The following is a 12,363-nucleotide window of genomic DNA, read 5'->3' on the forward strand; positions in this document are numbered from 1 at the left end:
GGCCGCTCAGCCGGTGAGGATCGTCGAGTCGCCGCGCGGCCCGACTGCGACGCGGAGGCCGATCGGCAGCCGCTCGCGCATCGCGTCGACGTGGCTGATCAGGCCGATCGTCCGACCGCCCGACCGCAGCTCGTCGAGCGTGCTGAGCGCCGTCTCGAGCGTCTCGGCGTCGAGCGAGCCGAAGCCCTCGTCGATGAACATGGTCTCGAGCGAGATGCCGCCGGACTGCGCCGTCACCACGTCGGCGAGGCCGAGGGCGAGGGCGAGCGAGGCGAGGAACGTCTCGCCGCCGGAGAGCGAGGCGGGCTGCCGGCGGACGCCGGTGAAGGCGTCGAGCACGTCGATCCCGAGGCCGGAGGCGGCGCCGCGGTAGGCGAGCGAGTCGTCGTGGGCGAGTGCGTAGCGGCCGCTGGTCATCGCGTCGAGGCGGAGGTTCGCCGCGGTCACGATCTCCTCCAGGCGTCCGGCGAGGGCGAAGGCCTCGAGGTCCATCCGGCGCGTGTTCTGCCCCCGGCCGGAGACGGTCTCGGCCAGCGCGCGCAGCTCCTCGTGGCGGTGGAGACGCTCACCCAGCACGGCGAGGCGGCCCGCGGCCGTCGCGGCGAGCTCGGCCAGGCGCTCCGAGCGGTGCTCGAGCACGGAGAGGCCGGCTCGCGCCTCGTCGCGACGGGCGGAGGCCTCGCGCGAGCGCTCCTCGGCGGCGGCGAGGTCGACGGCCGTGCCCGGCAGTCCGCGGAGCTCCGGGTCGGACAGCACCGCCTCCGTCGCGCTCCGCCGTCGCTCGTGCTCGGCGACGACGGCCTCGGCCCGTGCCCGGTCCCCGCTGGCGAGCGCGGCCGACTCGGCCTCCTCGGCGGTCGTGAAGCCGCGCTCGGCGAGGACCTCGGCGAGCTCCTCCCGGGCGGCGGCGGCGGCCTCGGACCGCGAGACGGCCGCCTCCTCGGCCTCGACCAGGGCGACGGCACGGCGGCGCTGGGCACTCAGCTGCTCGACCCGCGAGGCGACGCTCGTCGCGCCGTCGCGGAAGGCCTCGACGCGCTCCCGCAGCAGCCGCAGCGCTTCAGCGGCGAGGGCGGACTCGTCGGCGCGGGCGCGGTGCTCCTCGCGAGCGGCGTCCCGTCCGGTCGTGAGAGCGTCGATCCGGGTGCGCAGCCGGGTGCGCTCGCGCCGCAGCTCCTCCATGCGGGCGGCGGCGCGGCGCGCCGAGGCGAGCCGCTCCTCGTGCGCCGGGCGGAGCGACTCCGGATCCGCGTCCTCGCCCACACGCTCCTCGAGCGCCGCGAGAGCCCGAGCCGCGGCTCCCTCGCGCTCGCGGGCGCCGTCGAGGGCGGCGGCGGCGCGCTCCACCGCGACGCGGGCCCGGTCGAGGTCGTCGGTGCCGACCGTCGTCGGGCCGTCGTGCTCGGCCGGGCGGGGGTGCTCGCACGAGCCGCAGACGGGGCAGGGCTCGCCCGGCTCCAGCCGCTCGGCGAGCTCCCCGGCGAACCCGGCGAACCGGCGCGCGATCAGGGCGGCCTGCGCCGCGGCGCGCTCGCCGTGGACGCGCGCCGCGTCGGCGTAGGCCGTGCCGAGCCGCTGCAGACCCGCCGCAGTGAGATCGCGCTCGAGGGCCGCGGCGATCCTCCGCTCGAGCGCGGCGAGCTCGTCGACGCGCGCGGGGACGGCGGCGGCCTCCCCGGCCAGGGACTCCTCCTCGCCGGCGAGCGCGTCGACGCGAGCGGGCAGCTCGCGCAGCTCCGCCTCGATCCCGGCGAGCGCGGTCGCCGCCGCCTGCTCGGCGCGCGCGGACCGCTCGGCGACGCGCTCCGCGTCGGGGAGCCGGCGCTCCTCGGCCAGCGCCTCGGTGAGGGCGCCGAGGACAGCGGCGAGCCGTTCGGCCGTCTCGGCGGTCGGGCCCCCGGACGCGTCCCCGTAGGCGTCGGCCGCGAGGTCGCGCTGCTGCCGGGCGGCCCGCTCCTTCTCGGCGGCTGCCCGGGCGGAGCGGAGCAGCGGCAGCACGCCGTCGGCCCGGCGCGCGCGCTCGATCGCGGCCCGCTGCTGCTCGACGTGCGCCTCGGCGACCACGAGCTCCTCCGCCTCGATGAGGGCGCGCCGGCGCCGCTCCTGGCCCCGGGCGGTGCGCCGGGCCTCGTCGAGAGCGGCGCCCGCGGCCTCGTGCGCCGCGTCGGCCGCGGCGGAGCCGGCCCGGGCCGCCTCGAGCGGAGCGGCGAGCCGCGCCGGCAGCCCGGCGAACCAGGCGGCGTCCGGCAGAGGCGGCTCGGCTCCGTCCTCGAGGAGCCGGACGGCCTCGTCCGCGAGCGCCGTCACGGCCGCGCGCTCCTCCTCGAGCCCGACGGCGCTCGCGTCGCGCTGCTCGAGCAGGCGGCGGCGGAGCAGATCGAAGCGCTCGGTCGCGAAGAGCGTGCGCAGGAGACGCTGCCGGTCGTCGTTCTTCGCGAGCAGGAACTCGTGGAAGCGGTTCTGCGCCAGCAGGATCACCTGGAGGAACTGGTCCTTCGTCAGGCCGACGATCCGGCCGATGTCGGCGCCCACCTCCTTCGCGCTCGACGAGAGCCCGACCCAGGTGCCGTCGACCTGCTCCAGCAGCTCGACCTTCGCCGGCTGGGTCGTGGTGCCGGTGCCGCGCCGTTTCGGCCGCTCGTACTCGGGCGAGCGCCGGACGCGGTAGACGCGCCCCGCCGCCTCGAACTCGAGCTCGGCGAAGGTCTCGTCCTCGGGGCCGCTGTGGTCGCTCCGGAGGCGCGAGGCGGTGCCGTCGAAGCGGGGGACCGAGCCGTAGAGCGCGAACGCGATCGCGTCGAGGATCGTCGACTTGCCCGCTCCGGTGCGCCCGGCGATGAGGTACACGCCCACGTCCTCGAGCCGGTCGAAGTCGACGCACTGCTCGGCGCGGAACGGTCCGAGCCCGGCGAAGGCGAGTCGGCGGATCCTCACCGCAGAGCCTCGGCCTCGACGGCCGCGAGCGCGTCGAGGGTGAGGGCGCGCTCGGTCTCCGTGGCGCCGTGACCGCCGCGGACGTGGGCGAGGAAGTCGTCGACGACCTCCACGTCGCTCCGCCCGCGGATCCGCTCGGCGTACGCGCGCGGCTCGGCCGCGGCGTGCGGGGGCCGGTGCTCGAGCGTGGCGCAGCCGGGGAAGCGCGACTGCAGGCGCGCCATCGCGTCGAGCGGGCGCACGGGATCGGTGAGCACCGCCGAGACCCAGTCGCCCTCCACCTCGGCCAGGGAGGGATCGCGCAGCAGCTGCTGGAGCTCGCCCTCGATCACGCTGAGCCTCCTCGGCACGGGGAGCGGCGACCACTCGACGCCCTCGAGCCCCTCGGGCCCGATCGTCACCAGCCAGGCGCCGCGCGGCTTCGACGCCTCGCCGAACGAGTAGTGCAGCGGCGCTCCGGAGTAGCGCACTCCCGGCAGCAGTTCGGCGCGTCCGTGGATGTGCCCGAGCGCCGCGTAGTCGGCCGCGGCGAAGTGCTCGACCGAGACGTAGTCGAGCCCGCCCGCCGTGATGTCGCGCTCGAGGACCGCGGCCGGGGCTCCGACCGCGAAGCAGTGCGCGAGCACGACCCAGGGACGGCCCGCCGCCTCGGCGGCGGCGCGCACCCGCGCCATCGCGAAGGCGAGCACGTCCTCGTGGCGGCGCAGCTGCTCCTCCGGGTGCCGGTGGCGGTAGAGGGCGGGCTCGAGGAAGGGGATGCCGTGGACGCCGACCTCGAGCCCGGACGCGTCGCGCAGCACGACCGGCTCGGCGTACGCCTCGGGGTCGGTGAGGACGTGGACGCCCGCTCCGCGCAGGAGCCCGGCCTGGAAGCCGAGCCGGGCGGGGGAGTCGTGGTTGCCGCTGGTGAGGACGACCTCGGCGCCGGCCGCGCGGATCGCCTCGAGCGTGCGGGTGAGGAGGGTGTAGTGCTCCGCGGCGGGCACGGCGGAGTCGAAGACGTCGCCGGCGATCAGCACCGCGTCCACGCGCTCGGCCCGCACCGTCTCGACCAGGGCCTCGAGCACGGTCGCGAGCGCCGCCGTCGTGGAGTGCCCGTGGAAGGTGCGGCCGATGTGCCAGTCCGAGGTGTGCAGCAGCTTCACGGTCGTCCTTCCTCTGCGTCGTCCGGGGGAGCGACTCCAGGCTAGTGAGGCCCTCCGACACCGACGGCGCAGCGGACACCTCCCGTTCACCGGGAGGTGCACAATAGGGCGTCGGTCGAGCAGAGGAGATGGTCGTGAAGCTGCCCCGCGTCCCCGCGACGATCCTGGGTCTGGGCTCGCGCACTCGCGCCGCCGCCGAGGACACCGCTCCCATCCAGCGTCTGCGCCCGGACGACGAGCCGGCCCGCACCAGCACGGTCGACAACGCGATCTACCAGGACGGCCGCCGGGTCGTCTCACCCGGCAGCATCCCGGAGGCGCTCGCCGCCCTGCAGAAGCTGCCCGACGCGATGGCGTGGATCGGGCTGTACCGGCCGAACGCGGCCGAGCTCGCCGCGCTCGAGGACGAGTTCTCGATGCACCCGCTCGCCCTCGAGGACGCGATCAGCGCGCACCAGAGGCCCAAGCTCGAGCGGTACGGCAGCGACATGTTCGTGGTGCTGCGCGCCGCCAGCTACTCCGACCAGCGCGAGGAGGTCGACTTCGGCGAGCTCCACCTGTTCGTGGGGTCGAACTTCGTCGTCACGGTCCGCCACTCCGAGAAGCCCGACCTCTCGCTGGTGCGGCGGCGGATGGAGGCCGATCCGGAGCTGCTGCGCGTCGGCCCGGTCGCCGTGCTGTACGCGATCCTCGACGCCGTCGTGGATCAGTACTCGCCCGTCGTTGCCGGTCTCGAGAACGACATCGACGAGATCGAGGCGCAGGTCTTCGAGGGCGACCCGGCGGTGTCCCGCCGCATCTACGAGCTCAGCCAGGAGGTGCTGGACTTCCAGCGTGCGGTCGCTCCGCTGACCGGCATGCTCGGGCGGCTCGTCACCGACTTCGAGGTGTTCCAGTCGGATGTGGAGCTGCGCCGCTACATCCGCGACGTCGCCGACCACGTCGCGCTCGTCACCGAGCGGGTCGACGGCTTCCGCACCACGCTGCGGGAGATCCTGGCGGTGAACGCGACCCTCGTCGCCCAGCGCCAGAACGAGGACATGAAGAAGCTCGCGGAGGTGGGCAACCAGCAGAACGACGAGGTCAAGCGGATCTCCGCCTGGGCGGCCATCTTCTTCGCGCCGACCATGATCTCGAGCATCTACGGCATGAACTTCGACGTGATGCCCGAGCTGCACGTGGCGTGGGGGTACCCGGCGGCGCTCGCGGCGATGCTCGCCTCGAGCGTGGTGCTGCACCGGCTCTTCAAGCGGTGGGGCTGGCTCTGAGCCCGCGTCCCGCGACGTGTCAACACCGTGACGGTCCCGGAGGCTCCGCGTAGCGTCGCTCGCGGGCCGTCCGGCCCCTGAACGGAGGGACTCCCGATGACTCCGGAGGACACTACCACGACGGCCCCGCGGCCCCGCTCCCTCTGGCGGGCGGGCGCGGCTCCGATCCCCTCCGACGAGTTCGTCCCGGGCGCGCACTTCGATGACGTCGTGGTCGGCGCCGGACTCACCGGGCTGGTCACCGCGCTCCTCCTGCAGCGGACCGGCCGGCGCGTGCTGGTGCTGGAGGCGCGGGAGGTCGGCGCGGTCACGACCGGGAACACGACGGCGAAGCTCAGCCTCCTGCAGGGAGCGCACCTCTCCCGGATCGCGGAGCGCAACATCCCCGCGGTGACCGAGGCCTATGTCGCGGCGAACCTCGCGGGCTTCCGCTGGCTGCTCGACTACTGCGAGGGCGCGGGCGTGCCGGTGCAGAGGCGCACCGCCTACAGCTACGCGCAGACGCCCGAGGGCGTGGACGCCGTCCTGAAGGAGCACGCGACCGCGCGCCGCTTCGGCCTCGCGACCCGCCTCGTCGGCGAGCTCGACGTGCCGTTCCCCAGCACGGCGGCCGTCGCCCTCGACGACCAGGCCCAGTTCGACCCGATGGACGTCCTCACGGCGCTCGCCGCCGACTTCCGCGCCGCCGGGGGCACGCTGGTGCAGGGCGTCCGGGCCCTCGGGATGCGAGCGACCGCTCCCGTCCGGGTCCGCACCAGCGCGGGCCCGGTGACCGGGGACCGGGCCTACCTGCTCACGGGGGCGCCGATCCTCGACCGCGGCCTCTACTTCGCCAAGATCGCAGCGCTGCGCTCGTACGCGGTCGCGTTCCGCACCGACGCGCCGATCCCCGACGGCATGTACCTCTCGGTCGACGAGCCGTCCCGCTCGGTGCGCGACGCCGAGCGCGACGGCGAGCGGCTCCTCCTGATCGGCGGCAACGGCCACCCGGTGGGGCGCCGGCCCGTCACCTCGGAGGCGGTGGACGACCTGGTCGCCTGGACGCGGCGGTCCTTCCCGGGGGCGGAGCCGGTCGCGCAGTGGAGCGCCCAGGACTACGAGCCGTTCCACCGTGTGCCGTTCGTGGGCTGGCTGCCGCGGGGCCGCGGACGGATCTTCCTGGCGACCGGCTACGACAAGTGGGGGATGACCAACGCGGTGCAGGCCGCGATGACGCTCGTCGCCGACCTCGAGGGCAGGACGCCGGCCTGGGCGAGGACGCTGCACCGCCGGCCCACGCTGCCGCGGGTGATGGCGGAGGGGCTCGGCGCCGGGCTGGCGGTGGGCGCCTGGTACGCCCGCGGCTGGTCGGCAGCGCTCCGCGCGCCCCGCTCGGCCGGGGTGGTGCCGGCGGAGGGCCAGGGCTCGCTCGCCCGCGACGGCCTGCAGCCCGTCGCGGTCTCCACCGTGGAGGGGAGGCGCTGCGCGGTGTCGGCGGTGTGCCCGCACCTGGGCGGGATCGTCACCTGGAACGACTCGGAGCGCAGCTGGGACTGTCCGCTGCACGGCTCCCGCTTCGCAGCCGACGGGACGGTGCTGGAGGGGCCGGCGGTCGAGCCGCTCGCCCCGCTGGGCTAGGCCGGCCGCCGGCTCCGCGGAGCCGAGCCGGCGGCCGGCCCCGCAGAGCAGGCGGCTCAGTCCTCGTCCGCTCCGGGCTCCGCGACCTCGTCGCCGTCCGCGCCCGAGGCGTCGCCGGTCGTGTGCAGATCGGTGTCGCCCGGGATGCTGAAGTCGCTCAGCGGGTCCAGGGGCTTCTTGTCGTCGGTGTCGTCGCTCATGCCTGCCACCCTACGAGCGTCCGGCGAGGCGCTGCACCGCGGCGACCGGGATCGACAGCCACTCCGGCCGGTTGCGCGCCTCGTAGATCGCCTCGTAGACGGCCTTGTCGAGCTCGAACGCGTCGAGCACCGCCCGGTGCGCGGTCACCGCGTCGCCCGCTTGCTCGGCGTAGCCCTCGAGGAACGCGGCACGGCTCGCCGCCGCCCACGCCGCCCTCGAGGCGCCCGGCTCGGCCTGCTCGTGCGCACCCGCCGCGTAGTCGAAGGAGCGCAGCATCCCCGCCACGTCGCGAAGGGCCACGTCGGGAAGACGGCGCTCGTGCATGGGCCGCAGCGGCTCGCCCTCGAAGTCGAGGAGCACCCAGCCGCGATCGGGCACGGACAGGACCTGCCCGAGGTGGTAGTCGCCGTGGATGCGCTGGAGCCTCGGCCACGGCGCGGTCTCGGCGGCGCGGAACACGGCGTCGATCGCCTCCGAGTCCTCGGCGATCACGGGGACCTCTGCCGAGGCGATGCGCAGGCGACGGCGCATGGCCGCGACCATCCGCTCGACGACCTCGGACGTGGTGTCCTCGGTCGGCATGACCTCCGCCAGCTTCGCGTGCACCTCGGCGGTGGCGCGGCCCAGCTCGCGGGCGGGTCCGGTGAAGTCGGAGTCGGCGGCGACCGCCTCGAGGGCGACGCGCCACGCGTCCTGGACCCCGGGGAGGAACTCCTGCGCGAAGGCGAGGTGCCCGAAGGCGCGGCCCGTCTCCTCGCCCTCGTCGTCCCACTCGCCGGTCACGTTGCCGATCACGGGCGGGACGAGGGCGCTCCCGGCGGCGTTGAGCGCCGACTGCACCGTCACGTCCGGGTTGTCGCCGTGGTGGAGGGCGCGGAAGACCTTGACGATCACCGGGGTCGCGTCGGATCCGTCGTCGGCGGTGGTGCGGACGATCACCGAGGTGTTCGACTGCTCGCCGCTGAGCACCTTCGAGGACGCGAACGCCCCGATCGCGGCACCCGGTTGCCGGTGGCCCTCGGCGCGGGCGCCGCCCTGGGCGCCGTCCTCGTCGGAGCGGCCGCCGTCGGCGATCATCCCGAGCAGGGCGCGGGCGAACACCGGGTCGCGCGGAGCGTCGTACACGAAGTGAGCGTCGTCGGAGTAGACGAGGGCGTCCTCGAGCCCGGGCACCGGAGCCGCGTGGACGGTCACCGGCACCTGGTACAGCACCGGGCTCGTGCCTGCCCGGTCGATGAAGAGGTGGTCCACCACCTCCGCCTCTCCGGGGTGCAGCGACCAGGCGCCGCGGACCTCCAGCTCGGGGCGCCGCCCCTTGCTCGCGTACCACCTCTGGTCCGCCACCCATGCGGCGATGCGGTCGATCGACAGGCCTGCGCTCATGCTCTTCCCTCCGTCGGCACCCCGAACCCTACTGGCCGCGGACGACGGGCGGAGGGGCTTGCGGCGGGGCGCTCAGGCCAGCTCGAGCACGTCCAGCGTCCAGGCGTACTCGAACGCGATCTCGCGCCAGCGCTCGTAGCGTCCGCTCACTCCGCCGTGTCCCGCGGTCATCTCGGTGCGCAGCAGCGCGGGAGCGCCGACCTCGCGGAGCCTGGCCACCCACTTCGCCGGCTCCACGTACAGCACCCGGGTGTCGTTGAGGCTCGTCGTCGCGAGGATCCGGGGGTACTGCACGCCCTCGCGGACGTTCTCGTAGGGCGAGTACGACTTCATGTAGGCGTACACCTCGGCGTCGTGCAGCGGGTCGCCCCACTCGTCCCACTCGATCACCGTGAGCGGGAGCGACGGGTCGAGGATCGAGGTGAGCGCGTCGACGAACGGGACCTGCGCGAGGACGCCGGCGAACGCCTCCGGGGCGAGGTTCGCGACCGCGCCCATCAGCAGGCCGCCGGCCGACCCTCCCTGCGCGACCAGGCGGTCGGGAGTGGTGAAGCCCGTGTCGACCAGGTGCCGCGCCGCGGAGACGAAGTCGGTGAAGGTCGTCCGCTTCGCCAGCGTCTTCCCGTTCTCGTACCAGGAGCGGCCCATCTCCCCGCCGCCGCGGACGTGCGCGACGGCGAAGACGACGCCGCGGTCGAGCAGCGAGAGGCGCGCGATCGAGAAGCCCGGGTCGATGCTCGCCTCGTACGAGCCGTAGCCGTAGAGGAGGAGCGGCGCGGGGGCCGAGTCCGGATCGGCGGCGTCGCGGCGCCAGACGAGCGAGAGGGGCACCCGCGTGCCGTCCTCCGCCACGGCCCACTCCCTCCGCTGCACGTAGAGCGCGGGGTCGTAGTCGCCGAGCACCGGCTGCTGCTTGAGCACCGTGCGCTCGCCCGTCGCGACGTCGAGCGCGAGCACGGTCGAGGGGGTGACGAACGAGGTGTAGGCGAGGCGGAGGGAGGGCTGCTCCCACTCCGGGTTCCCCGCCAGGCCCGCGTCGTAGAGCGGCTCGTCGAAGACGATCTCCTCGAGCCGCGCTCCGGTGCCGTCCTCGCGGAGGAGCCCGAGCCGGGTGGCTCCGTCGGCGCGGTACGAGACCACGACGTGCCCGGCGAAGGCGTCGACGCCCTCGATCCGGCGGCCCTCGCGGTGCGGCACCACCACGCGGCGCTCGCGGGCCCGGGCGTCGGCGTCGCGCGACAGGTCGGCCGGCTCCTCGACGATCTCGAAATCGAGGGCGCCGTCGTTGTGCACGATCAGCAGGCGGTCGCGCCCGTCGACGACGGCGTGCTCGACCTCGTACTCCACGCCCTCGCGGCGCGGCCACACCGAGCGGAACGAGCCGGTCGGGTCGGACGCGTCCAGCAGCAGGCACTCGCTCGTGATCTTGCTGCCGATCTCGATGACGAGGAAGCGGCGGCTGCGGGTGAGGCCCACGCCGATCCAGTAGCGCTCGTCGGGCTCGGCGAAGGCGACCTCGTCCGGGGTCCCGGCGCCGACCTCGTGCCGCCAGATCGTGTCGGGGCGCCAGGACTCGTCGACGGTCGGGTAGAAGACGAAGCGCGCGTCGGCGCCGAAGGTCGCTCCGCCGCCGGTGCCCTCGATGATGTCCGGCAGGTCCTCGCCGGTCTCGAGGTCGCGGATGCGGAGGGTGTAGCGCTCGTCGCCCTCGACGTCGGTGCCGAAGAGCAGCCGTCGGCCGTCGGCCGAGACGTCGAAGCTGCCGAGCGAGAAGAAGTCGTGCCCCTCCGCCTCCGCGTTGCCGTCCAGGACGACCTGCTCGCCCTCGAGCGGACCGCCCTCGGCGATCGACGGCGGCGTCCAGTCGTCCGGCCCGCTGATCGGCGCTCGGCAGTGCACGGCGTACTGGCGGCCCTCGTAGGAGCGCGAGAAGTACCACCAGGAGCCCTCCCGGACGGGGACCGAGAGGTCGGTCTCCTTCGTCCGCGAGCGGATCTCCTCGAACAGGCGCTCGCGCAGCGGAGCGAGAGGAGCCAGCACCGCCTCGGTGTACGCGTTCTCGGCCTCGAGGTGCGCGATCACCTCGGGGCTCTCCTTCTCGCGCAGCCACTCGTAGTGGTCGACCACCACGTCGCCGTGGTGGCGGCGCTCGAGGGGGACGCGGCGGGCGACGGGCGGAACGGGCGCGGTCATCGCTCCAGCCTAGGGCGAGGGCGCCCCTGGCCGCCCCGGGGTGCCGCAGCGGCGCCGGGCGTGATCACAATGGAGCATGGCCAGCGGTGCGGAGAACGAGTCGGCGACGTCCCGGGCGGGCGGTGCGCGGAGAGTGCAGACCGAGGTCGAGCGCAAGTACGACGTCGACGCGGGCACCCGGCTGCCCGACCTGACCGGCACCGGGAGCGTCGCGAGCGTCCGCACCGAGGAGCCGGTGACCCTCCGCGCCGAGTACTTCGACACCGCCGAGCGCGCTCTGTCCCGGGCGCGGATCACGATGCGCCGCCGCGAGGGCGGATCCGACCAGGGCTGGCACGTCAAGCTGCCCGGCTCCTCCGGCCGCACCGAGATCCACGCGGAGCTCACGGCCTCGCGCACGGTCCCGTCCGCCGTCCGCGAGCCGGTGCTCGGGCAGGTGGGGCGCGCGCCGCTCGAGCCGCTGGCGCTGCTCGAGACGGTCCGCTCGATCACCCGCGCCCTCGACTCCCACGGGCGGGAGCTCGCCGAGATCGCCGACGACCTGGTGACCGCGCGCGACCAGCGCACCGGCCGCGAGCGGCGCTGGAGGGAGTGGGAGGTCGAGCTCGTCGACGTCCCTGGGGACGAGGGCGAGCGGGTCCTCGACGCGATCGAGCAGCGCCTCCTCGCCGCGGGCGCCCGCCCGGCCGCCAGCGCCTCCAAGCTCGCCCGGGCCACCGGCGGCCCGATCGAGGAGACGGTCCCGGATCCGCGGAACGGCGGGGAGGCGGCGCTCGCCGCGGTCCGCTCGCTCCTGCGAGAGCTGCGCGCCGTCGACCCGCGGGTGCGCCTCGAGGCCGACGACGCCCTGCACCGGATGCGCGTGCTCGCGCGCCGGCTCCGGTCCGTCCTCGCCGCCTCCCGCTCCGTGCTCGACCGTGCGGCGACCGACCCCGTGCGGGACGAGCTGCGGTGGCTGGGAGGGGTCCTCGGCGCGGCCCGCGACCAGGAGGTGCTCGCCGAGCGGTTCCGCACCTCCCTGGCGGCCGTCGAGGGTGCCCCGAGCACCCCCACCGCCCTGCTGGAGGAGATCGAGCACCGGCACGCCTCGGCGCTGCGCCGCGTCGACCGCACTCTGCGCGGCGGCCGCTACCTCGCGCTCCTCGCCTCGCTCGACGCCCTGCTCGCGGATCCGCCCCGCACCGCGCGGGCCGGCTCGAGCGCGACGGCGCTGGTGCGCCGCTCCGTCGCGAAGGACCTCGCGCGCATCTCCGCGGCGGGCTCCGCGGCGGCCGGCGGCTCGCTCGAGGCTCGTCACGACCTGCGGAAGGCGGCGAAGCGGCTCCGCTACACCGTGGAGGCGTGGCGGGCGGTCGTCCCCGAGGCCGTCGGCGCCCGGCGCCGCTCGCTCGCCGAGGCGGGCGAGGACCTCGCCGACGCCCTGGGGGAGGAGCGCGACGCGCTCGCCGCCCGTGCGCTGATCCTGGAGGAGGCCGATCGCAGCGGGGAGGGAGCCTTCGCGCTGGGGGTCGTCGCCGCCGAGGAGCGGCACCGCGCCAGGCGGGCCGCGAAGGCCGCGGAGAAGGCGGGGGACCGTCTGGGGTCGCTCTCGCGCTGACCGTGCGGCCCCGCGGTCGCTGTCA

At 75.3% G+C, this 12,363-nt stretch carries 8 protein-coding genes; 3 read left to right on the forward strand and 5 right to left on the reverse strand.

Translation table 11 applies throughout. From position 1 onward, the window contains the following. Positions 1-6: 6 nt before the first annotated feature. Together C5D66_RS01885 and C5D66_RS01890 are read right to left on the reverse strand one after the other, a co-directional pair. Positions 7-2,934 (reverse strand): AAA family ATPase, encoded by a 2,928-nt coding sequence (locus tag C5D66_RS01885; RefSeq protein ID WP_104255109.1) that lies wholly within the window; start codon positions 2,932-2,934, stop codon positions 7-9. Next, complete coding sequence (locus C5D66_RS01890) at positions 2,931-4,079, reverse strand: exonuclease SbcCD subunit D (RefSeq protein ID WP_104255110.1); 1,149 nt, start codon at positions 4,077-4,079, stop codon at positions 2,931-2,933. The genes C5D66_RS01885 and C5D66_RS01890 overlap by 4 nt, the downstream gene beginning before the upstream one ends. Positions 4,080-4,207: 128 nt before the next feature. Between C5D66_RS01890 and C5D66_RS01895 the strand changes: the two genes are divergently transcribed. Beyond that, a complete protein-coding gene (locus C5D66_RS01895) occupies positions 4,208-5,347 on the forward strand; it encodes a magnesium and cobalt transport protein CorA (protein ID WP_104223070.1) in 1,140 nt (379 codons plus the stop codon). Positions 5,348-5,443: 96 nt separating this feature from the next. Further along, the gene (locus C5D66_RS01900; protein ID WP_104255111.1) at positions 5,444-6,964 is read left to right on the forward strand and encodes an FAD-dependent oxidoreductase; all 1,521 of its coding nucleotides are present in this window, start codon (positions 5,444-5,446) and stop codon (positions 6,962-6,964) included. Between the two features lie 56 nt (positions 6,965-7,020). Here the strand turns inward: C5D66_RS01900 and C5D66_RS16995 are convergent, their stop codons facing one another. From C5D66_RS16995 to C5D66_RS01910, 3 genes are all read right to left on the reverse strand, one after another. After that, positions 7,021-7,164 (reverse strand): hypothetical protein, encoded by a 144-nt coding sequence (locus C5D66_RS16995; RefSeq protein WP_159914626.1) that lies wholly within the window; start codon positions 7,162-7,164, stop codon positions 7,021-7,023. Between the two features lie 10 nt (positions 7,165-7,174). Next, on the reverse strand, positions 7,175-8,548 hold the full coding sequence (locus tag C5D66_RS01905) for a phosphotransferase (protein ID WP_104255112.1): 1,374 nt from the start codon (positions 8,546-8,548) through the stop codon (positions 7,175-7,177). 72 nt (positions 8,549-8,620) lie between these two features. Then, complete coding sequence (locus C5D66_RS01910) at positions 8,621-10,741, reverse strand: S9 family peptidase (RefSeq protein ID WP_104255113.1); 2,121 nt, start codon at positions 10,739-10,741, stop codon at positions 8,621-8,623. 76 nt (positions 10,742-10,817) lie between these two features. Between C5D66_RS01910 and C5D66_RS01915 the strand changes: the two genes are divergently transcribed. Next, positions 10,818-12,338: a CYTH and CHAD domain-containing protein gene (locus tag C5D66_RS01915; protein ID WP_104255114.1), complete on the forward strand. Its 1,521-nt coding sequence runs from the start codon at positions 10,818-10,820 to the stop codon at positions 12,336-12,338. Positions 12,339-12,363: the final 25 nt, after the last annotated feature.

Source organism: Rathayibacter sp. AY1B4, assembly GCF_002932815.1.
In the GTDB taxonomy this organism is placed as follows: domain Bacteria; phylum Actinomycetota; class Actinomycetes; order Actinomycetales; family Microbacteriaceae; genus Rathayibacter.